The organism is Solibacillus sp. FSL K6-1781 (assembly GCF_038630735.1).
GTDB lineage: Bacteria > Bacillota > Bacilli > Bacillales_A > Planococcaceae > Solibacillus > Solibacillus silvestris.
The window spans coordinates 3,965,560-3,988,224 of record NZ_CP152038.1 but is presented as its reverse complement, the minus strand read 5'-3'; the positions used below and the strand labels follow the sequence as shown (position 1 = coordinate 3,988,224).

Annotated in this window: 17 protein-coding genes, 6 tRNA genes and 3 rRNA genes; 24 read left to right on the top strand and 2 right to left on the bottom strand. The window is 41.1% G+C overall.

Annotation, left to right across the window (positions count from 1 at the left end):
* The first annotated feature begins 28 nt into the window (after nucleotides 1-28).
* On the top strand, nucleotides 29-742 hold the full coding sequence (locus MHH37_RS20195) for an N-acetylmuramoyl-L-alanine amidase (RefSeq protein WP_014822426.1): 714 nt from the start codon (nucleotides 29-31) through the stop codon (nucleotides 740-742).
* Between the two features lie 73 nt (nucleotides 743-815).
* Nucleotides 816-1,871 (top strand): P-loop NTPase, encoded by a 1,056-nt coding sequence (locus MHH37_RS20190; protein ID WP_342574427.1) that lies wholly within the window; start codon nucleotides 816-818, stop codon nucleotides 1,869-1,871.
* A gap of 44 nt (nucleotides 1,872-1,915) precedes the next feature.
* On the opposite strand, the gene gerD is transcribed toward MHH37_RS20190, so the two are convergent.
* Nucleotides 1,916-2,536, bottom strand: coding sequence for a spore germination lipoprotein GerD (gene gerD, locus MHH37_RS20185; RefSeq protein ID WP_342574426.1), 621 nt, complete (start codon nucleotides 2,534-2,536; stop codon nucleotides 1,916-1,918).
* A gap of 148 nt (nucleotides 2,537-2,684) precedes the next feature.
* On the opposite strand from gerD, the gene MHH37_RS20180 reads away from it, so the two are divergent.
* Nucleotides 2,685-3,365, top strand: a complete 681-nt coding sequence (locus MHH37_RS20180) for a KinB-signaling pathway activation protein (RefSeq protein WP_342574425.1) — start codon at nucleotides 2,685-2,687, stop codon at nucleotides 3,363-3,365.
* 71 nt (nucleotides 3,366-3,436) lie between these two features.
* Here the strand turns inward: MHH37_RS20180 and MHH37_RS20175 are convergent, their stop codons facing one another.
* The gene (locus MHH37_RS20175) at nucleotides 3,437-4,081 is read right to left on the bottom strand and encodes a hypothetical protein (RefSeq protein ID WP_342574424.1); all 645 of its coding nucleotides are present in this window, start codon (nucleotides 4,079-4,081) and stop codon (nucleotides 3,437-3,439) included.
* Between the two features lie 253 nt (nucleotides 4,082-4,334).
* Here MHH37_RS20175 and MHH37_RS20170 point away from each other — a divergent pair.
* The 21 genes from MHH37_RS20170 (at nucleotide 4,335) to MHH37_RS20070 (ending at nucleotide 22,663) form a co-directional block, all read left to right on the top strand.
* Nucleotides 4,335-5,891: ribosomal RNA gene (locus MHH37_RS20170) — 16S ribosomal RNA — on the top strand.
* A 317-nt stretch (nucleotides 5,892-6,208) separates the two neighbouring features.
* Nucleotides 6,209-9,137, top strand: a 23S ribosomal RNA gene (locus MHH37_RS20165).
* An 86-nt stretch (nucleotides 9,138-9,223) separates the two neighbouring features.
* A 5S ribosomal RNA gene (gene rrf, locus MHH37_RS20160) occupies nucleotides 9,224-9,339 on the top strand.
* The 16S, 23S and 5S rRNA genes sit together here, the layout of an rRNA operon.
* A gap of 265 nt (nucleotides 9,340-9,604) precedes the next feature.
* A complete protein-coding gene (locus MHH37_RS20155; RefSeq protein ID WP_342574423.1) occupies nucleotides 9,605-10,237 on the top strand; it encodes a FusB/FusC family EF-G-binding protein in 633 nt (210 codons plus the stop codon).
* 96 nt (nucleotides 10,238-10,333) lie between these two features.
* Nucleotides 10,334-11,626, top strand: a complete 1,293-nt coding sequence (locus tag MHH37_RS20150; RefSeq protein ID WP_342574422.1) for an alpha/beta fold hydrolase — start codon at nucleotides 10,334-10,336, stop codon at nucleotides 11,624-11,626.
* A 160-nt stretch (nucleotides 11,627-11,786) separates the two neighbouring features.
* Nucleotides 11,787-11,862 (top strand) — tRNA-Asn (locus MHH37_RS20145).
* Nucleotides 11,863-11,990: 128 nt separating this feature from the next.
* Nucleotides 11,991-12,065: transfer RNA gene (locus MHH37_RS20140), tRNA-Glu, on the top strand.
* 45 nt (nucleotides 12,066-12,110) lie between these two features.
* A tRNA-Val gene (locus MHH37_RS20135) sits at nucleotides 12,111-12,186 on the top strand.
* A 30-nt stretch (nucleotides 12,187-12,216) separates the two neighbouring features.
* Nucleotides 12,217-12,300 (top strand) — tRNA-Tyr (locus MHH37_RS20130).
* 13 nt (nucleotides 12,301-12,313) lie between these two features.
* Nucleotides 12,314-12,388, top strand: a tRNA-Gln gene (locus tag MHH37_RS20125).
* 17 nt (nucleotides 12,389-12,405) lie between these two features.
* Nucleotides 12,406-12,478: transfer RNA gene (locus tag MHH37_RS20120), tRNA-Lys, on the top strand.
* A 187-nt stretch (nucleotides 12,479-12,665) separates the two neighbouring features.
* Nucleotides 12,666-13,568: an arginase gene (rocF, locus tag MHH37_RS20115; protein WP_173364523.1), complete on the top strand. Its 903-nt coding sequence runs from the start codon at nucleotides 12,666-12,668 to the stop codon at nucleotides 13,566-13,568.
* 150 nt (nucleotides 13,569-13,718) lie between these two features.
* Nucleotides 13,719-14,282, top strand: a complete 564-nt coding sequence (gene sigW / locus MHH37_RS20110) for an RNA polymerase sigma factor SigW (protein WP_008405972.1) — start codon at nucleotides 13,719-13,721, stop codon at nucleotides 14,280-14,282.
* 13 nt (nucleotides 14,283-14,295) lie between these two features.
* Entirely contained in the window at nucleotides 14,296-14,910 is a 615-nt protein-coding gene (locus MHH37_RS20105; protein ID WP_342574419.1) for a zf-HC2 domain-containing protein, read from the top strand.
* Between the two features lie 208 nt (nucleotides 14,911-15,118).
* Nucleotides 15,119-15,955 carry a diadenylate cyclase CdaA gene (cdaA, locus tag MHH37_RS20100; protein WP_008405970.1) on the top strand — a complete coding sequence of 279 codons (837 nt, stop codon included), beginning with the start codon at nucleotides 15,119-15,121 and terminating at the stop codon, nucleotides 15,953-15,955.
* The gene (locus MHH37_RS20095) at nucleotides 15,948-16,964 is read left to right on the top strand and encodes a CdaR family protein (RefSeq protein WP_342574418.1); all 1,017 of its coding nucleotides are present in this window, start codon (nucleotides 15,948-15,950) and stop codon (nucleotides 16,962-16,964) included. The genes cdaA and MHH37_RS20095 overlap by 8 nt, the downstream gene beginning before the upstream one ends.
* Before the next feature lie 83 nt (nucleotides 16,965-17,047).
* A complete protein-coding gene (glmM, locus tag MHH37_RS20090) occupies nucleotides 17,048-18,400 on the top strand; it encodes a phosphoglucosamine mutase (RefSeq protein WP_008405968.1) in 1,353 nt (450 codons plus the stop codon).
* 481 nt (nucleotides 18,401-18,881) lie between these two features.
* Complete coding sequence (locus tag MHH37_RS20085; protein ID WP_008405967.1) at nucleotides 18,882-19,406, top strand: type 1 glutamine amidotransferase domain-containing protein; 525 nt, start codon at nucleotides 18,882-18,884, stop codon at nucleotides 19,404-19,406.
* 702 nt (nucleotides 19,407-20,108) lie between these two features.
* On the top strand, nucleotides 20,109-21,908 hold the full coding sequence (gene glmS / locus MHH37_RS20080) for a glutamine--fructose-6-phosphate transaminase (isomerizing) (protein WP_340799463.1): 1,800 nt from the start codon (nucleotides 20,109-20,111) through the stop codon (nucleotides 21,906-21,908).
* Nucleotides 21,909-22,083: 175 nt separating this feature from the next.
* Entirely contained in the window at nucleotides 22,084-22,215 is a 132-nt protein-coding gene (locus tag MHH37_RS20075) for a hypothetical protein (RefSeq protein ID WP_342574417.1), read from the top strand.
* A 19-nt stretch (nucleotides 22,216-22,234) separates the two neighbouring features.
* Complete coding sequence (locus MHH37_RS20070; protein ID WP_342576295.1) at nucleotides 22,235-22,663, top strand: DUF5677 domain-containing protein; 429 nt, start codon at nucleotides 22,235-22,237, stop codon at nucleotides 22,661-22,663.
* The last annotated feature ends 2 nt before the right edge of the window (nucleotides 22,664-22,665 follow it).

Here is a 22,665-nt window from a genome sequence, read left to right as displayed (position 1 = left end):
ATAGTAGGCAAAAAGGACGGTGTTTTTTTTGAAACGTTGGCTTGCACTCATATTCGTAATTTTTTGTTCGATGCTTGTCGTTGTATATGAAACGAACGCATCCGACCGGCGATTTTTTTTACCCGAGCCATTAGGTGGGGTAAAAATTGTGTTAGATGCTGGTCATGGAGGAATTGATGGTGGTGCTTCAAATGGAGAGGTAATTGAAAAAGACGTGACACTGGCAATTACAAAAAAAGTAGCTCGTCAATTAACACGTTTAGGTGCGGAAGTAGTATTAACACGTTCAACGGATGGAGATGTATTAAGTGAACATGCACCAAGTGAAACATTTCCAACACTTCGTGAGCGTAAAAAGCAGGACATTTTTTTACGTGAAACGTTAGTGGACTCACATGAACCGGATCTATTCGTTACGATTCACGCAAATGCAATCCCAAATAGTAAATGGCGAGGGGCGCAAGTGTTTTACCATCACACTGGACACGAGAAAAGCCAGGCACTCGCACAGGCTGTACAACAATCAATTCGAGAGACGATGGAAAATACGGACCGCGAAGCACTGTCGATTAAAAATGTTTATTTATTAAAGAAAATTGAAAAACCGGCTGTATTAGTAGAAACAGGATTTTTAAGTAATGAGGAAGAGCGTGATTTACTGGCAAATGACAGCTATCAGGAAAAAATGGCATTTGCGATTGCACGCGGAATTGAAAATTATATTCATGTAAAATACGAGTAGGCAACATGTAATAACAATACGAATCGATTATGATATACTAACAAATGTAATTTCATTCAGGGGAGTGTTTGATATGTTAAATGAGGAACAAGTCCGAGAACTATTAGGAGAACTACAAGATCCGTTTTTACATAAATCACTAGCAGAAACAAAAGGTGTAACAAACGTTTCGATTAAAGCAGAAAAAGCGCATGTTAGTGTTCGTATTGCAATTGCAAAAACTAATACGCCTGAACAAATGACACTTCAAATGAAAATTGTTGAAGTGTTAAAAGAAAATGGCGCGGCTTCCGTTGGGATTCGTTTTGAAGAGCTACCGGCAGAAGTACTGCAATCATTCCGTGGACAAGCGACCGAAGCAGAAGCACAAGATATTTTATCACCTTTATCAAGCGTACAATTTATTTCAATTGCCTCAGGTAAAGGTGGAGTAGGGAAATCGACGGTATCTGTAAATATGGCAGTTGCACTAGCACGCCTAGGCAAAAAAGTCGGTTTAATCGATGCTGATATTTATGGTTTCTCTGTACCGGACATGATGGGTGTAACAGAAATGCCGGTCGTAAAAGATGACCGTATTTACCCGGTGGAACGCCTTGGTGTAAAAGTTATCTCAATGGGATTCTTTGTTGAAAACAATGCACCAATCGTTTGGCGCGGACCGATGCTTGGTAAAGTATTGGACCAGTTCTTCCGTGATGTCGAGTGGGGCGATTTAGACTATCTACTATTGGATTTACCACCAGGAACGGGAGACGTAGCACTGGATATTCACCAAATGCTGCCATCTTCAAAAGAGATTGTTGTGACAACACCTCATCCGACAGCCGCTTTCGTAGCAGCCCGTGCAGGTGCGATGGCGTTACAAACAAATCATGAAATCTTAGGTGTTATTGAGAATATGGCTTGGTATGAAAGCAAATCAGGCGAAAAAGAATTCGTATTTGGTCAAGGCGGCGGTCCGAAGCTAGCTGATGAACTGCGCACAAAATTACTTGGTCAAATTCCGTTAGGACAACCAGATTGGACAGAGGAAGACTTTGCACCTTCTGTATATGCAGAATCGCATCCAACAGGTGAAATCTATTTACAAATTGCTGAAGAAATTATTTCAGAATTAAATAAATAACAAAAAAACAACCAGTTGTCCCAATGAGACGACTGGTTGTTTTTTTATGAGCCTCCACCGCTGTCTTTACCGCCGCTATCCTTCCCTGAGCCAGATCCGGATTCAGACCCCGAACCAGAACCAGAACCCTTCTCGGATGAAGCTTCACCGCTTTTCTTAATGAGCTCCTGCCATTTCGTCTGCATAAGCGGATTTTCGATTGTTTCCATTACGATTTTCTCCAGCTCTTTTCGCATAACAGCACCTTTCATGATGCTTTCAAGCTGCTTTTGCATATCCGGCTGACCGAAGAAAGACGTTAGAGATTCTTGGTAACTCGCGTCATTCAGTAGGTTTTTCATTAAATCTTCCTGCTGATCCTGCATACTTTTTGCAAATGTTTCTTTAAATTTCGGGTCTTCGAATGTTTTAATCCAAAAATCCATTGCATCTTTTGATAACATTGTCTCTTCAGTCGCTTTTTTAACTTCTTCGGTATTTAAAATAAGCAACTCCCGAAAATTCTTATCTTCAAACATTTGGCGAATTGCTTTTTTCCCATCCTCTGTCTGAATGGCATCGACCATAATTTTCTTTACTTCATCATAAGATAATGTCGTCGATTTGGCATCATTACAACCGGCAAGGAGAATGAGGGAAAAGGCTAATATGATTAAACGTTTCACTTTTCTCACGTCCTTTCTTCATTTATGCGCTTTCGCTTATTGTTCACAATTTTACTGATTATATGTAACATCTTTTAAGAGAGGTCGCTTTTTTCAAATCAAATTGATAAAATATACAAGATATATTAAAAAATGGGGGAATTTGTTCGTGACGATACGAAACTGGGTGAAGTTTGCTTTTTGGGCATTAGTAATCGGTGGTTTAGTTAATGCAGTTGCCTCGTTAATTATTCGTTGGGACTTTTACCAGCCATACTTAGCGAACGGAGAAATCTCAGAATTTTTTGCTGCAGTAGTTTGGAATGTCGTATTAGGGATGACGATGAGTGTAATGGCACAAGCAGGCTTTTTCGCTTATTTAACATTACATCAAGTCGGGGTCAATATATTTAGATCATTAACACTTTGGAATTGGATTCAGATTTTATTAATAATAATTGTGCTTGTGGATATTATTGTTTTCCGTTTTGCACCAGGAGCAAGTGCAGCAGGTGAATGGTTGATTTATGGCTTCTTACTTGCAGTGCTGGTCGGCGCGGCTATATGGACTGCGATAAAGAAAATCAAAATGACGCAAAAGCCGCATGTATTGATTTCAACATTGTTTTTTATGATTGTTATCACATCTTTGGAATGGATCATCGCATTGATGGGGAGACAGGATAATATTGATGTGTACGTCGCACTCTTATTATTCCCGTTAGTAGCCGTTAATGCATACCAAATTTTAATGTTGCCAAAATACAACGCACAATCAGAAGAAGACCGAAAAAGATTGGAAGAGCGTCGCAAAGCGCGAAAAGAAGCTACTAAAACGGCAAAAGCATAAAAAAAGGGCGATCACAGAAATGAAAAATTTCGTGGCAGCCCTTTTTTAGTTATATAGTAGATTCCCTTATATCAAGGAAAACGCTTTGTAGAAATTTCATAGCCAAATATATTTTGTTCAATTGATACAAATTTATGCGCTTTTATAAATTCATTAATGCCTTCAAAAGAAACTTCCTTATCTCGATGTAAAGGAATACTTACAAATGAACCTTCAGGAATTTTATTTTCTTCTATAGGAAATGTATAAGTTGGAGCAACGATGTTAATGCCCAGCTCATGCAAAGCTGATTTCATAGAAGTATCGACTTTGTAATCCGCTGTCGCAAACCAAAGCGGCTTTTTGTAAAATGTTTTTTCATAGATTGCGATTTGTTTTTTTAATAGGTTCTTATCTTCGTATTGATCACTGCTTGAACCAAGCAATCCGACACGAATATTTTTTTCCCTCAGTATTTTTACTAATTCAGGACTTCGTAATAACCAGTCACTTTCAGCTAATATAAGCGGATATGGTTCACTCAGATTTGCGATCCAGTCCTCAAAACCTTTATGAGAATAACTTAACTCAATGATTAAGCTTTGCCCAAACTGACCTTTTGTAATGACTGCAGGGGCATCTGTTAGTTGAAATACAGGGGAAATATTATTTTTATCATCAAAATAAATAAAAACTAGAAATAAGCATAAAACTAGTGATACCAACGTTTTGTACATGCTTTATTACCCACCTTCGATTAGTTTTAAACGCGGTTATATAAAAAACTTATGAAAAAGTGTTGACGGATATAACAAGGGGGTGATACTATAAGTAGGTCGCCAAGAGATGACGCGGCAAACGAAACAAAATGAACCTTGAAAACTGAACAAGCAACGTTAATGAAACAAGCTTCTTAAATGAAGCAAACAATAGATTTCAACTTCTAACGAAGTTGAATCGCTAGCAAAGCAAATGAGCTTTCAAACTACTTTTATGGAGAGTTTGATCCTGGCTCAGGACGAACGCTGGCGGCGTGCCTAATACATGCAAGTCGAGCGGAAATTTTATTGGTGCTTGCACCTTTAAAATTTTAGCGGCGGACGGGTGAGTAACACGTGGGTAACCTACCTTATAGATTGGGATAACTCCGGGAAACCGGGGCTAATACCGAATAATACTTTTTAACACATGTTTGAAAGTTGAAAGACGGTTTCGGCTGTCACTATAAGATGGACCCGCGGCGCATTAGCTAGTTGGTGAGGTAACGGCTCACCAAGGCAACGATGCGTAGCCGACCTGAGAGGGTGATCGGCCACACTGGGACTGAGACACGGCCCAGACTCCTACGGGAGGCAGCAGTAGGGAATCTTCCACAATGGACGAAAGTCTGATGGAGCAACGCCGCGTGAGTGAAGAAGGATTTCGGTTCGTAAAACTCTGTTGCAAGGGAAGAACAAGTAGCGTAGTAACTGGCGCTACCTTGACGGTACCTTGTTAGAAAGCCACGGCTAACTACGTGCCAGCAGCCGCGGTAATACGTAGGTGGCAAGCGTTGTCCGGAATTATTGGGCGTAAAGCGCGCGCAGGTGGTTCCTTAAGTCTGATGTGAAAGCCCCCGGCTCAACCGGGGAGGGTCATTGGAAACTGGGGAACTTGAGTGCAGAAGAGGATAGTGGAATTCCAAGTGTAGCGGTGAAATGCGTAGAGATTTGGAGGAACACCAGTGGCGAAGGCGACTGTCTGGTCTGTAACTGACACTGAGGCGCGAAAGCGTGGGGAGCAAACAGGATTAGATACCCTGGTAGTCCACGCCGTAAACGATGAGTGCTAAGTGTTGGGGGGTTTCCGCCCCTCAGTGCTGCAGCTAACGCATTAAGCACTCCGCCTGGGGAGTACGGTCGCAAGACTGAAACTCAAAGGAATTGACGGGGGCCCGCACAAGCGGTGGAGCATGTGGTTTAATTCGAAGCAACGCGAAGAACCTTACCAGGTCTTGACATCCCGGTGACCACTATGGAGACATAGTTTCCCCTTCGGGGGCAACGGTGACAGGTGGTGCATGGTTGTCGTCAGCTCGTGTCGTGAGATGTTGGGTTAAGTCCCGCAACGAGCGCAACCCTTATTCTTAGTTGCCATCATTCAGTTGGGCACTCTAAGGAGACTGCCGGTGATAAACCGGAGGAAGGTGGGGATGACGTCAAATCATCATGCCCCTTATGACCTGGGCTACACACGTGCTACAATGGACGGTACAAACGGTTGCCAACCCGCGAGGGGGAGCTAATCCGATAAAACCGTTCTCAGTTCGGATTGTAGGCTGCAACTCGCCTACATGAAGCCGGAATCGCTAGTAATCGCGGATCAGCATGCCGCGGTGAATACGTTCCCGGGCCTTGTACACACCGCCCGTCACACCACGAGAGTTTGTAACACCCGAAGTCGGTGAGGTAACCTTTATGGAGCCAGCCGCCGAAGGTGGGATAGATGATTGGGGTGAAGTCGTAACAAGGTAGCCGTATCGGAAGGTGCGGCTGGATCACCTCCTTTCTAAGGATTTTTCGGAATCATTCCTTCGGGGAATGAAACATTAACGTTTGCTGTTCAGTTTTGAAGGTTCATTCTTAAATGAATGAAATACTTCAAACCTTGCTCCTGACGCTTGCGCTTACGTCGCAAAGCTGCATGAAGCAAAATCAGTGAAGCTTCTCACGATGTGATTGAAGTCAGCTGCTTCGTTCTTTGAAAACTGGATAAAACGACATTGAAAGCAATAAATCAAATTTCTATTTTATAGATTTTTAAACAAGTCAAGCAATTGACGTGTAAACTTAAATCTTAGATCTCTGATCTAAGTGTTAACTTTTGGTTAAGTTAATAAGGGCGCACGGTGGATGCCTTGGCACTAGGAGTCGATGAAGGACGGCACTAACACCGATATGCCTCGGGGAGCTGTAAGTAAGCTTTGATCCGGGGATTTCCGAATGGGGGAACCCACTATCTTTAATCGGATAGTATCTTCACGTGAATTCATAGCGTGTTGAAGACAGACGCAGGGAACTGAAACATCTAAGTACCTGCAGGAACAGAAAGAAAATTCGATTCCCTGAGTAGCGGCGAGCGAAACGGGAAGAGCCCAAACCAAAGAGCTTGCTCTTTGGGGTTGTAGGACACTCTATACGGAGTTACAAAAGAATGAATTAGACGAAGCGACTTGGAAAGGTCCGCGAAACAAGGTAAAAGCCCTGTAGTCAAAAGTTCATTCCCTCCAGAGTGGATCCTGAGTACGGCGGAACACGTGAAATTCCGTCGGAATCCGGGAGGACCATCTCCCAAGGCTAAATACTACCTAGTGACCGATAGTGAACCAGTACCGTGAGGGAAAGGTGAAAAGCACCCCGGAAGGGGAGTGAAATAGATCCTGAAACCGTGTGCCTACAAGTAGTTAGAGCCCGTTAATGGGTGATAGCGTGCCTTTTGTAGAATGAACCGGCGAGTTACGATTACGTGCGAGGTTAAGTTGAGAAGACGGAGCCGCAGCGAAAGCGAGTCTGAATAGGGCGAATTAGTACGTGGTCGTAGACCCGAAACCAGGTGATCTACCCATGTCCAGGGTGAAGGTGAGGTAACACTCACTGGAGGCCCGAACCCACGCACGTTGAAAAGTGCGGGGATGAGGTGTGGGTAGCGGAGAAATTCCAATCGAACCTGGAGATAGCTGGTTCTCTCCGAAATAGCTTTAGGGCTAGCCTCGTGATTGAGAATACCGGAGGTAGAGCACTGTTTGGACTAGGGGGGCATCTCGCTTTACCGAATTCAGACAAACTCCGAATGCCGGATATTTATACACGGGAGTCAGACTGCGAGTGATAAGATCCGTAGTCAAGAGGGAAACAGCCCAGACCACCAGCTAAGGTCCCCAAGTAATCGTTAAGTGGAAAAGGATGTGGCGTTGCTTAGACAACCAGGATGTTGGCTTAGAAGCAGCCATCATTTAAAGAGTGCGTAATAGCTCACTGGTCGAGTGACGCTGCGCCGAAAATGTATCGGGGCTAAACGATTCACCGAAGCTGTGGATGCATACTTTGAGTATGCGTGGTAGGAGAGCGTTCTAACAGCGTTGAAGTCAGACCGGAAGGACTGGTGGAGCGGTTAGAAGTGAGAATGCCGGTATGAGTAGCGAAACATGGGTGAGAATCCCATGCACCGTATGACTAAGGTTTCCTGAGGAAGGCTCGTCCGCTCAGGGTTAGTCGGGACCTAAGCCGAGGCCGATAGGCGTAGGCGATGGACAACAGGTTGATATTCCTGTACCACCTCCTCACCGTTTGAGAAATGGGGGGACGCAGTAGGATAGGGTAAGCACGCCGTTGGTTGCGCGTGTTCAAGCAGTAAGGCGTGTATGTAGGCAAATCCGCATACTATAACGTTGAGCTGTGATGACGAGCTCGTATGAGCGAAGTTCCTGATTTCACACTGCCAAGAAAAGCCTCTATCGAGGTGAGAGGTGCCCGTACCGCAAACCGACACAGGTAGTCGAGGAGAGAATCCTAAGGTGTGCGAGAGAACTCTCGTTAAGGAACTCGGCAAAATGACCCCGTAACTTCGGGAGAAGGGGTGCTTCTTTGGGTGCATAGCCTAGAGAAGCCGCAGTGAATAGGCCCAGGCGACTGTTTAGCAAAAACACAGGTCTCTGCAAAACCGTAAGGTGACGTATAGGGGCTGACGCCTGCCCGGTGCTGGAAGGTTAAGAGGAGCGGTTAGCGCAAGCGAAGCTGTGAATTGAAGCCCCAGTAAACGGCGGCCGTAACTATAACGGTCCTAAGGTAGCGAAATTCCTTGTCGGGTAAGTTCCGACCCGCACGAAAGGCGTAACGATCTGGGCACTGTCTCAACGAGAGACTCGGTGAAATTATAGTACCTGTGAAGATGCAGGTTACCCGCGACAGGACGGAAAGACCCCGTGGAGCTTTACTGTAGCCTGATATTGAATTTTGGTACAACTTGTACAGGATAGGTAGGAGCCAGAGATCTCGGAGCGCCAGCTTCGAAGGAGGCGTCGGTGGGATACTACCCTGGTTGTATTGAACTTCTAACCCATGCCCCTTAGCGGGGTAGGAGACAGTGTCAGGCGGACAGTTTGACTGGGGCGGTCGCCTCCTAAAGAGTAACGGAGGCGCCCAAAGGTTCCCTCAGAATGGTTGGAAATCATTCGTAGAGTGTAAAGGCATAAGGGAGCTTGACTGCGAGACCTACAAGTCGAGCAGGGTCGAAAGACGGGCTTAGTGATCCGGTGGTTCCGCATGGAAGGGCCATCGCTCAACGGATAAAAGCTACCCCGGGGATAACAGGCTTATCTCCCCCAAGAGTCCACATCGACGGGGAGGTTTGGCACCTCGATGTCGGCTCATCGCATCCTGGGGCTGTAGTCGGTCCCAAGGGTTGGGCTGTTCGCCCATTAAAGCGGTACGCGAGCTGGGTTCAGAACGTCGTGAGACAGTTCGGTCCCTATCCGTCGTGGGCGTAGGAAATTTGAGAGGAGCTGTCCTTAGTACGAGAGGACCGGGATGGACATACCGCTGGTGTACCAGTTGTCTTGCCAAAGGCATCGCTGGGTAGCTATGTATGGACGGGATAAGTGCTGAAAGCATCTAAGCATGAAGCCCCCCTCAAGATGAGATTTCCCATTACGCAAGTAAGTAAGACCCCTGAAAGACGATCAGGTAGATAGGTTCGAGGTGGAAGTGCGGTGACGCATGCAGCTGACGAATACTAATCGGTCGAGGACTTAACCACATTTTATTGCTCAATTCAATGAAACGTTTATCCAGTTTTGAAAGAATGAAATTCTTTTACATAGGCTTATTTAAAGCCCACTATAGTGAAGTGATGATGGCAAAGAGGTCACACCCGTTCCCATACCGAACACGGAAGTTAAGCTCTTTAGCGCCGATGGTAGTTGGGGGCTTCCCCCTGTGAGAGTAGGACGTCGCTTCGCTCAAAAAGTCGCTGCTGATTTAGTCAGTAGTGGCTTTTTTATGTTGAAAATTAAGTGTATGGCTACTATAAAATACAATAGAAGTTTATAATAAGTTAAACCAAAGTAGGCGTCCTAAAAACAGACCCCCTTCTTTGGTTTTTCTTTTATTTAAGTTTCGCTTGCCTAATACGAGAATTGGTGAAGTAGTTGACCAATAAAGCAGAAAGAAATACGATTAATAAATGTAAAGGTTCTTACAAGGCAAAATATTGGAGGAAATAACATGACTGCACCATTTTTAACAGTAGTAGACTTACGTTTAATCGAGCAACAAGTAAATAAAATATTGAAGGCAAAGCTAACGTCGAATGATCAGAAAATAGTTGCGGCTGTACGTGAACTGGCAATTACAGAGCTAAGAGAAAGATTGACACATGTAGATGAAGACATTATTAAAGAAGTGGAAACGATTGAAGATACTATAGGGGCAGAGCTATTTTTTCAGAGCTTAAAATCATATACCATTCCATTTAAGTCAATTTCAGAGCTAGGTCTACAAAAATTGTTTAAAAAAGATAAAAAGCTGAAGCTACCTAAACTTGAGACAATTGATTGGCAAGCAATCAGCTATCTATCATGGTTGGATAAAGGAACAAACCGCCAATACATTGTACTGGAAAAGGAAGGCGAATATACGGCATTGCGTGGAGTTGTAGATGCTCATAACCCAATTAAAGGTGTCTGTTCGATTTGTAACCAGCATAGTGTAGTTCATCTGTTTACAGCTACGGTAAAGGGGAACGGTGACAATTATACATCTTATAGTAATTACATTTGCAACGACTCACAACTATGTAATCAAAGGGTAAGTAATTATGATAAACTTCAGGAATTTGTTGCCCGTAATTTAATATAAAAATAAAAGTCATCTTCATTGATGGCTTTTTTATTTTGAAACTTTTTCCTATTCTAACCGTAAAGGAAATTAAGATAGAATGGGGAGGAGAAAGACATGCGAAACATTGCTTATAGTTTAGCTATTGTATTACTGTTGTCAGCTTGTAATAGTGAAAGTACGGGTGATAACTCAACAGTGGAAGAACAGACGAAGCAGGAGGTTGTGCAGGTGAATGAAGCATTAATAGGAAAGTGGCAGGGGATGATTGAAATTCCTCAGTCACCTCTTGAAATTATTTTAAATTTGGAGGAGGCAAGTGGAAATATTTCTGTACCAGTTCAAGGAATCACTGAATTCGCATTTGAATCAATTGAATATAATGGCTCGGATGCGGTTATCACTATTAACATTGCTGGATCTTTAATAAAGATTGCAGGAACTCTGAAAAACGAAACTATAGAAGGAACGTTTACTCAAAACGGACAGTCCTATCCTATTACGTTAAAGCCATATACAGAAACGCCTGTTACGTATAAAGAGCTATTGATTCCCGTTGCCGGCGGAGAGCTTAAAGCAGCGTTACAGATGCCTGATAAACCTACGGGAGAGCTAGTCATAATCCATGCAGGGTCAGGTCCTACAAATAAAGACGGTAACACAATAGGGGCTGGTGCGAATAATAGCTTAAAAATGATTGCAGAGAGCTTAGCGGAGAAAGGGATTGCTTCTATTCGTTTCGATAAGCGTGGAATTGGTGATAATACGGCACTTATTAAAAAGGAAGATGATTTAACATTTGATCTGTATGTTGAAGACGTTCAGGCAATTGTAGACTATGCTAAAAACGATGACCGCTTTAATGAAATTCATTTACTAGGTCACAGCGAAGGTGCTTTAATAATGACGGTTGCCGCTCAACAAAATGATATAGCATCACTTATTTCGATTGCAGGGATTGGCAGACCGGCTGATGAAGTTTTAATGGAACAATTGTCAGGAAGCTTACCTCCGAATTTATTAATGGAATCCGAAAAAGCATTGCAGCAATTAAAAGCTGGTAAAAAGGTAGAGACAGTATCTGAACAGCTCCAATCACTATTTAGGCCATCTGTTCAACCATATATGATTTCATGGCTTAAATACGATCCACAACAAGAAATAAGCAATGTTAATGTTCCGGTTATCATTCTTCAAGGAAGAAAAGATATTCAAGTAACCGAAACAGATGCAGAAAACTTATATGCAGCAAATGATCAAGCGATAATACATTATTTCAGTAAGATGAATCATGTATTAAAAGAAATAGAAGGTGATCGAGAACAAAATATTGCGAGCTATTCCAATCCCGATTTACCACTCGCAAATGGCTTAATCAATGAAATTGTCGAGTTTATAAAGCGGTATTAGAAAACAATAATTCATTATAATGAGGTATTTATAATAGAAGAAAAGCCTAAAAAATAAAATGTTCAAATTATTTCAAAAAACTACTTGTATAAATTTTAAACGTTGCTATAATAATAAATGTACGAAAGATGGCTTGTACATCATTGTATAATAGTAGCGTTCCGAAGTAGCTCAGTTGGTAGAGCATCCGGCTGTTAACCGGCAGGTCGCAGGTTCGAGTCCTGCCTTCGGAGCCATTTTTTTTGCCTTTTTACTATTATAAAATAAGCAATAAAACTTTTTCGAAAAAGTTTTTGAAAAAGGCTTGCACTATATAAAAAATGATGATATTATAAATCTTGTCTTCAAGAGAACAACTTATAACGGCCCGTTGGTCAAGTGGTTAAGACACCGCCCTTTCACGGCGGTAACACGGGTTCGAATCCCGTACGGGTCACCATTTAAGGCTTCATAAAAAAATAAAGCAGTAACACTTGTTATGTATGGAGGATTAGCTCAGCTGGGAGAGCACCTGCCTTACAAGCAGGGGGTCGGCGGTTCGAGCCCGTCATCCTCCACCATTCAACTTTAACAGTGTTGCATCATTTGTCGGAGGGGTAGCGAAGTGGCTAAACGCGGCGGACTGTAAATCCGCTCCTTAGGGTTCGGCGGTTCGAATCCGTCCCCCTCCACCATCTATAAAATGTTTGGGGTATAGCCAAGCGGTAAGGCAACGGATTTTGATTCCGTCATGCCCTGGTTCGAATCCAGGTACCCCAGCCATTTTTTTTATTTTTTATGAGCCATTAGCTCAGTTGGTAGAGCATCTGACTTTTAATCAGAGGGTCGAAGGTTCGAGTCCTTCATGGCTCACTTTTATTTTATAAACTTAGAAGTGTACTTAAATATCAAATAACAATCCTTTACTTATTTATAAGTAAAGGATTTTTTGCGTATAAAAAGGGAAAATCGTTTAGTTGCTCGAAACTTCTATAGGAGGATGAGCGGAGAATAGAATAGAATAGAAAAACTACATGACATGTTAGGGGATGCAGAAATGATGAATAAGAAAATTTCAATCGTAGGGGTACCATGTGATTATGGGCAACAGCGCCGTGGGGTGGATATGGGACCGAGTGCAATTAGGTATGCGGGGTTGCAGCAACGTTTGACTAATCTTGGATATGAAGTTGAGGATGAAGGGAATATTCAAGTAATTGAAGGGGATGCAGCTGCACAGAAAGATGAAAAGCTGCTTAATCTGGAAGAAGTAATTAAGGTCAATACAGCGCTTGCCGAAAAAGTATTTAACGTCGTAAAAAAGGATTACATACCGCTAGTTTTAGGAGGCGACCATAGTATTGCAATTGGTACATTGGCTGGCCTATCGATGAAATATAAGAATCAGGGCGTGATCTGGTTTGATGCTCATGCAGATTTAAATACACCGGAAACGACACCATCGGGAAATATTCATGGAATGCCGCTAGCAACAAGTATTGGGCTAGGACATCAAAGGCTAACGTCAATTTTACATGCAGAACCTAAAATTAAAGCCGAAAACATTGTTATAATTGGGGGGCGTTCTATCGATGAGGGTGAACGGGAACTTATTAAGACACGAGGCATTAAAATATACACAATGCACGAAATTGATCGGCTTGGAATGACGTATGTAATGGAAGAAACACTAAAATACTTTAAGCAATTGCAAATAGACGGCCTTCATTTATCACTTGATTTAGATGCATTAGATCCTTTATATACTCCTGGAGTGGGGACACCGGTAGCAGGTGGGATCACTTACAGAGAAAGTCATTTAGCGATGGAAATGATACAGGAATCCGGATTAATGACATCAGCAGAGTTTGTAGAAGTGAACCCTATATTAGATGAGAGAAATAAAACAGCAGATGTAGCGGTTGCATTAATTGGCTCTTTATTTGGCGAAACTTTAGTATGATAATTACGAAAAAATTCGATTGGTCGTTATGAAGTTTGTTATAATAAGGGCACATATTTATGGGTGGGAAAATATTTTTATAGAAAGTGAAACCTTTTAATAAGCAATCCGTATATATAGAACAGCTGAAAAGGTGGAGAGGAAAGACAAATGGATGCGTTAGTTAATAAAAGAATAAAGCAAGTGCTTAAAGGTGACCAAAACGCATATGCCGACATCGTTAACCTCTACCAGCACAAGCTGTATCAAGTGTGCTATCGAATGCTTGGCAATAAACAGGAAGCAGAAGATATCGCGCAGGAGGCATTCATACGGGCCTATATTAATTTACATTCGTATGATCAAAATCGAAAATTTTCAACATGGCTTTACCGAATCGGAACAAATCTTTGCATTGACCGAATTCGTAAAAAGAAGCCCGATTATTATTTAGATGCAGAGGTAGCCGGGACAGAAGGGCTGGATATGTATTCTCAAATTGCCGCAGATGAGCAGTTGCCGGAAGAGGCCGTTGAGCAGATGGAACTTCAGGACCGCATACAATATGAAATTAGCCGCCTCCCAGACAAGTATCGATCGGTCATTGTTTTAAAATATATAGAAGAACTGTCCCTTCAGGAAATTAGCGAAATTTTGGATATGCCTTTAGGAACAGTTAAAACGCGGATTCACCGTGGCCGTGAAGCGTTAAGAAAGCAGTTAAACAATTTGTAGGAGGAAGATACGCATGAAAACGTGTGCATCAGAATTCGTGGATTATATGCACGAATATTTAGATGGTGATATTAGTCGTGAGCATGAACAATTATTGAAGCAGCATTTACAAACATGCCCTGATTGCCAACAACATATGCATGAATTAAGTGACACGGTTGCGTTTATCAAGAGTGCAGCACATATTACTGCCCCTCCGCGCTTTGAGGATCAAGTGATAAGTCGTTTACCGAAACGCAAAAGTTCTGCCGGCATCAAACGTTGGTTCCGTCAGCATCCTGTACTTGTAGCTGCAGCAGTATTCTTTTTATGTATGAGTGCCACATTGTTAGGTAGCTTCCCGAATGATGATCAATTCTCTGTAACAAAACAGCCTAATTTAGTTGTTGAGGGGCAAACGGTAACAGTGCCTGTCGGTCAAGTTGTAAAAGGTGACATCGTTGTGAAAAATGGCGATATTATTGTCGAAGGGGAAGTGGACGGCAATATTACAGTTATCAATGGCAACTACATGGCATCTACGGCAGTCGTTACAGGGCAAGTAGAGGAAATCGATGAAATGTTCGAATGGCTTTGGTACAAAATTAAAGACGGCTTCAATAAAGCAATCGCTGTCTTTGATGAGTAACATCGGACAATTGTCACTAAGACAATTACAATAAGAAATAATATTTTCTTAATAAATCGGAACTTTTCTCAAAAAAAAGCCGTTCTAGTATAGAAAGAAAAGTCTACTCGTTCGGGTAGACTTTTTTCTGTTAGGAAAGTTAATCCCTGACAGAATTGTGCTATACTAAAAACAATATGGATTAGCAAGTAAAGGTGGGGGATGCCACATGCAAATAATTGAACAATTTACAGACATTGCTGCTGTAGATATGATTTTTAAAGTACTGGACGTACTGCTTGTATGGTACGTAGTTTATAAAGCATTGACCCTCATTAAAGGAACGAAAGCCGTTCAATTATTAAAAGGGTTATTAATTGTTGTGTTAGCGAAATTCGCTACCTACGTTTTCGGTTTAGACACCCTTGATTGGTTACTGCAAGAAGTAATTGATTGGGGTTTCTTAGCCATTATTATAATATTCCAGCCGGAAATTCGCCGGGCCCTTGAGCAGATCGGGCGAGGGAAGATTTTCCAACGCACTAATAACCAGCAGGAAGATGAACAGACACGCTTAGTCGAAGCGATGAAAAAATCCGTAAGTTATATGGCAAAGCGCCGAATTGGAGCACTTATATCAATCGAAAAAGATACAGGCTTAAATGAATATGTAGAAACAGGCATTAAGATGGATGCTGCAATTTCTTCAGAATTAATGATTAATATTTTCATCCCAAATACACCGCTTCATGACGGGGCCGTAATTATACAGAAAAACCAAATTGCCGCTTCGGCGTGTTATTTACCATTGTCGGAAAGTGCATTTATTTCCAAAGAACTTGGTACACGTCACCGAGCTGCACTTGGGTTAAGTGAAGTAACAGATGCAATTACAATTGTTGTATCCGAAGAAACAGGTGCGATTAGTATAACAGCTAACGGTAATTTACACCGTAATCTCACTATTAAAGAATTTGAAGAATTACTGCGTAAACTGTGGTTTGGTCCTGAGCAAGATTCTAACTTAGCATCTAAGTGGACTTGGGGAGGGAAAAAGAATGGATAAGGTATTTGATAGCTCATGGATGCTCCGTTTAACCGCTTTGTTTTTAGCGGTTGCACTTTTCCTGTATATTCAAACAGAAGAAAAACGTGAAACGGAATCGAGCTCATCCAATGAAACAGATGTCATCACAAATGTGCCATTGGAAGTTTACTATGATTCTGATAATTTATTTGTGACAGGGCTCCCTGAAACGGTCGATGTGAAAATTTCAGGACCGAAACAAATTGTAATGAAAACAAAGCTGGAAAAGGATTTCAAACTCTTTGTCGATTTAAACTCATTGTTAATTGGTGAACATAGCGTTACAATACATCAAGAAAACTTTTCCGAAAAACTGGATGTATCAATTGAGCCAAGAATAATTAATGTAACAATTGAGGAAAAGGTTACTGAACAGTTTCGTGTAGAGCCGGAAATGAATAGCCGCCTTTTAGCGGAGAACTTTGTACTGAACGAGATGACAGCAGAACCGTCAAAAGTAGCGGTAACAGGAGCGAAGAGTGTCATTGATAACATAAGTTATGTAAAGGCGACGGTTTCAGGCGAGAAAGATGTAAATAAGTCATTTGAGCAGGAAGCGGCTGTAAAGGTACTCGACCGTGATCTGAATAAGCTCGATGTCAGCATTAATCCGGATAAGGTCAATGTAAAAGTAGAAATTAATGAATATAGTAGAGAAGTCCCGATTAAGATTAACGAAATTGGGGAACCAGTAGAGGGGCTTAAAATTGACAGTTTATCCCCAGAAAAATCTAGCATAACGGTATATGGTTCTAAATCTGTAGTGGATACATTAAAAGAAGTGGTTGTTAATGTCGATCTTTCAAAAATAAAAAAATCCGGTCCGTACGATTTAAAGATTGAGCTTCCAACAGGTGCTACCAAGTTATCTCAAGATAAACTAACGGTACGTGCTAGTGTGAGTGGAGAGCCAGTTCGTGAACAGGATAATAAAAGTGAAGCAGATAAAGATGCAGATACAAATGTTGAAGATACAGATGGAAACTAGCTATCAATAAAACAAGCAATCCACTTTATGTGGTAAATTTAAAAACGTATGGTATTTCAAGCGTTGAAGGAGAGAAAAAGTAAATGGGTAAATATTTCGGAACAGATGGCGTTCGCGGTGTCGCTAATAGTGAACTAACACCAGAGTTGGCATTTAAACTAGGCCGTATTGGCGGCTATGTGCTGACGAAGGATGCTAAAGATCGCCCGAAAGTGTTAATTGGACGCGATACACGTATATCTGGGGAAATGTTGGAAGGTGCACTTGTTGCGGGTCTTCTTTCAATTGGAGCAGAAGTTATGCGTTTAGGTGTAATTAGTACACCGGGTGTTGCGTATCTTACACGTGTCATGAATGCTGAAGCGGGTGTTATGATCTCGGCATCTCACAATCCTGTTGCAGATAACGGCATTAAATTTTTCGGTCCAGACGGCTTTAAATTAACAGATGCACAAGAAGAAGAGATTGAACGTATTCTTGATGCAGAAGAAGATACATTACCACGTCCAGTAGGTGCTGCTATTGGTGCAGTAACAGACTACTTTGAAGGTGGACAAAAATATATTTCATACTTAAAACAAACAGTAGAAGAAGATTTTGAGGGGTTACATGTGGCGTTAGACTGTGCGCATGGTGCGACTTCTTCTCTAGCAACACATTTATTCGCAGATTTAGAGGCAGACATTTCAACGATGGGTGCTTCACCGGATGGACTGAACATTAATGAAGGTGTCGGTTCAACACATCCTGAAAAGTTAGCGGCATTTGTCACGGAGCGCGGGGCGGATGTTGGTTTAGCATTTGATGGAGATGGAGACCGTTTAATCGCTGTAGATGAAAACGGTACGATTGTTGACGGGGACCAAATTATGTTCATCATCGGGAAATATTTACAAGCGAAAGGTCGTTTAAACAAAGGCACGATAGTTTCGACGGTTATGAGTAATATGGGCTTCTACAAAGCGCTTGAAGAAAACGAAATGACAAGTGTAAAGACAGCGGTTGGTGACCGCTATGTTGTGGAAGAAATGCGTGCAAATGATTATAACTTAGGTGGCGAGCAATCAGGTCACATCGTGTTTTTAGATTACAATACAACAGGCGACGGTCTGCTTACAGGTATTCAGTTAGTGAATATTATGAAAGCAACAGGCAAAAAGCTTTCTGAACTTGCAGGGGAAATGACAATTTACCCGCAAAAATTAGTAAACGTACGTGTAACAGATAAACATGCAGTAACTCAAAATGAAAAGGTGGCAGCTGTCATCGCTGAAGTAGAAGCGGAAATGGCCGGCAATGGTCGTGTATTAGTACGCCCTTCAGGTACAGAGCCTTTAGTGCGTGTTATGGTAGAAGCAGCTTCTGAAGAGGCTTGTGAAAATTATGTTGCACGCATTGCAGATGTAGTACGTACAGAAATGGGTTTAGCTGAATAAATTTTAAAACGGCACCGGGAGTAATGGAAACATTGCTTCCGGTGTTTTTTTGTGGGCACGTTTTTAATGGCAGCATGCGGATTTTCTAATATCCTGCTTAGAAGATCTAATATAACTGAAAGAGTTCTAATAAAATGCTGTTCTTCTAATAAAAGTGCCCGATGTTCTAATATGTAGTTTAAGTTTTCAAATACCCATGTCGAATGTTCTAATATCGACTGTCACTCTTCTAAAATCTCATCCAACTGTTCTAATAAAACGACTCAAGATCAAATCTAAACAATACAAAAACGTTTTTTACCTCTTAAACCCAGTTATAAATTTAACTATTCAAATGAATACTTAAACTGTTCAAGCATCCGGCTAAAACGTTCTAAAAATGCCTACACTTGTTCTAATAAATGCACTATAACATGTTTCATTTTCAAGAATTCAGGGAAACAAAATAAAGTAACCTAATAAGACGAAGGAGTGTTTTACATTGGCTAAAATTGCAACATTAATTACAGATAAGTTTGAAGATGTGGAGTTCACAAGTCCGAAAGAAGCACTTGAGGCTGCAGGTCATACAATTGTAACGATCGATAAAGAAGGCAATAAATCGATTACAGGGAAAAATGGTGAAGCAACAGTTCAGATTGATAAAGGGGTAGCAGAGGCAAACCCGCAGGACTTTGATGCGTTATTTATCCCGGGTGGTTTTTCACCGGATTTACTGCGTGATGATGATCGCGTTGTAGCATTTGCAAAACATTTTATGGATGAAAAGAAACCTGTCTTTGCAATTTGCCATGGACCACAGCTGTTAATTACGGCGAAGTCATTAGAGGGACGAGATGCGACAGGTTATAAATCGATTAAAGTCGATATGGAATATGCAGGGGTAAATTTCCATGATGAAGAAGTATTTGTTTGTCAAAAACAGCTTGTTACAAGCCGTACACCGGATGATTTACCTGCCTTTAACCGAGAAATTGTTAATTTATTAAAAGAGAAGGAGCTTTAATCGAGCTCTTTGCATACGATAGAAAATAGTGCATATCCCGTTTTGATGTCATGTAAGGAGTGAGTCTTGTAATCAGTGGGATGACAATGATTCTGCTGTTACAAAATTCACCTCCTAAATCAAAACGGGATATTTTCTTATGGGAAAGAATTCACATACGTAAGGCAACAGCCGCACTAGCTTTGGAAAGAAAATTTTTCTATGAAGCGCTTACAATGAAAGCGTAGGATTGACGGTGAAATTGTTTATGTGTATGATGTAAATGCTCAGTAAAAGGATATGGCTGAGTTGCGCAAAAGGAGAGGAAATCGCGCATACAAAATCGGAAAACAATTATAGCGCCAGAACTAAGGAAATCGAGCGGACATAATCCTTAGTTGACGAGGTGGAGGTTTATCGAAATTTCGGCGGATGCCTCCCGATCGCACATGCCCGGTTGTAACTTTCGTTTTAAAACAGAGAAGCGATTTTCTGGACAGAAAAACGAAACGGCATACAATTAAAAATAATATTTAGCTACATCACCTTTTTAAATAGAGCAGGATTGTTAATGATGCGTGCAGGTTTTGCTAAACGAGAGCAAACATCACCTTCGAATTAACTTCTCTAAAGGCACTAGGTAAAAAATGGTAGATTTCGTAGTCTGCTTTTGTGTTGCCAAAATGTGCTTCGATGTAGCAATAACATTGGAGGAAACGGATTATGTGTGGAATTGTAGGATATAACGGCGTATTGGACGCTAAAGAGATTTTATTAAAAGGTTTAGAGAAACTAGAGTACCGAGGCTATGATTCTGCAGGGATTGCTGTACACAATGAAGAAGGCGTAACAGTTTTCAAAGAAAAGGGACGTATTGCGGATTTACGAAAAGCAGTTGATGGCGATGTTGAAGCAGCTGTAGGGATTGGTCATACACGTTGGGCAACTCACGGTGTACCGAACCGCTTAAATGCACACCCTCATACAAGTGCTTCTGGCCGCTATACGCTTGTACACAATGGCGTTATCGAAAACTATCATTTATTACAAAAAGCTTATCTTAAAGGAACTCAGATGAACTCTGATACAGATACAGAAGTAATCGTACAGTTAATCGATTTATTTGCTAAAGAAGGCTTATCTACGTTAGAAGCATTCCGTAAGACATTATCATTAGTGCACGGATCTTATGCATTAGCGCTTTTGGATAATGAAGATGTGGAAACGATTTACGTAGCGAAAAACAAGTCACCGTTATTAGTAGGTGTAGGTGAAGACTTCAACGTAATCGCTTCAGATGCAATGGCGATGCTGCAAGTAACAGACCAGTTTATCGAATTGCACGATAAAGAAGTGGTAATCGTTCGTAAAGATAAAGTTGAAATTACAACATTAAATGGCCGCGTTGTTGAGCGTGCACCATATACAGCACAATTGGATGCTTCTGATATCGAAAAGGGAACATACCCTCACTACATGTTAAAAGAAATGGATGAGCAGCCAACTGTGATCCGTAAAATCATTCAAGCATATGAACAAGGTGAAGATGTTACGGTTGATGCAGATATTCTAAAAGCATTAGCAGAAGCAGACCGTCTATATATTATTGCGGCAGGTACAAGTTACCATGCCGGCTTAATCGGGAAACAGTACTTCGAAAAAATCGCAGGCATTCCAGTAGAAGTACACATTTCAAGTGAGTTTGGCTATAATATGCCGTTACTATCGAAGAAACCTTTATTTATCTTCATTTCACAATCAGGTGAAACAGCGGATAGCCGTCAAGTATTAGTAAAAATTAAAGAGCTTGGCTACAAAGCGTTAACTGTAACGAACGTACAAGGGTCAACACTTTCACGTGAAGCGGATTATACATTACTATTACATGCCGGACCTGAAATTGCTGTAGCTTCTACAAAAGCATATGTCGCTCAAGTAGCTGTTTTAGCAGTAGCTGCCTATGCCGTTGCTAAGCAATTAGGAATGGAGCTTGACTTTGATTTAAAACAGGAGCTGGCGATCGTTGCAAACGGCATCCAGACAATTATCGACTCTAAGGATGAAATGGAGCAGATTGCCGAAGACTATTTAAAAATTGCACGCAATGCGTTCTTCATCGGTCGTAATATGGACTTCTGTGTATCATTGGAAGGTGCGTTAAAACTTAAAGAAATCTCATACATTCAGGCAGAAGGTTTTGCCGGTGGTGAGTTAAAACACGGTACGATTGCATTAATCGAAGAAGGTACACCAGTCTTTGCTTTAGCAACACAAAAAGGTGTGGCGCTTAACATTCGCGGTAACGTGAAAGAAGTAGTGGCTCGCGGTGCCAACGCATGTATTATTGCAATGGAAGGCATGGAAGAAGAAGGCGACCGTTTAGTCATCCCTTCAGTACATGAACTATTAACACCACTAGTATCTGTTGTACCATTACAATTAATCAGCTATTATGCTGCACTTCACCGTCGTTGTGACGTTGATAAACCTCGTAACCTGGCAAAATCAGTTACAGTTGAATAATAAAGATTTTAAAAACCGTTCGCTTTGTTTATGAATAATAAAGTTGGTTAATAAATAATAAAGTCATTTAAAATATAAAAAAGTTGTTTAAATATTTGAATAATTTACACCCGTTTGCTTATAATCAAAATAAGCGAACGGGTGTTTTTATTTTAAAAAGGAAGTTGGAATACTGATGAAATCGTATGATCTTTTAAAAGAATCTATCGAGTTTGCTTCTAAACAATTAGAAGCCTTTAAAGCAACGAAAAGTTTAGATGATGTATACAACAATGGTAATTACAGCTTTATTTCGAAAAATTATTGAACTAAGTGAAGGTGTTTGAATATCAGCAACTAATGGCCTTGCTGGTCCAGCCGAACTAAATTATCGAGCTCTTATTGAAGCAACTTTAGCATTGGAATATATACTTCAAGATCCAGCAAAAATGGATGAAAGAACTAAGGCATATAAGATTGGATATCATAAGCAACAAATTAATGCTGTTAACCAAGAAATAAATTTATATGGTCTTTTATCAACAGGAGCTCATATGTACATGGCACTAAATAGCATTAAAAAATCAGGAGAAAATCTTACAATTAAACCAGTTAAAGCTACGTTTAATTGTAATCTAGATGAATATAATTTTGTTGCAACAAGGAGTTTATTAACTTCTGCAATAGCTAAGTTTATCCGAGTAAAACATCCTGAGTATATTGATAACTTCCGAGATTTCTTTGAAAGAATCAGACCGTATTTAAGTGTCAATTAAAC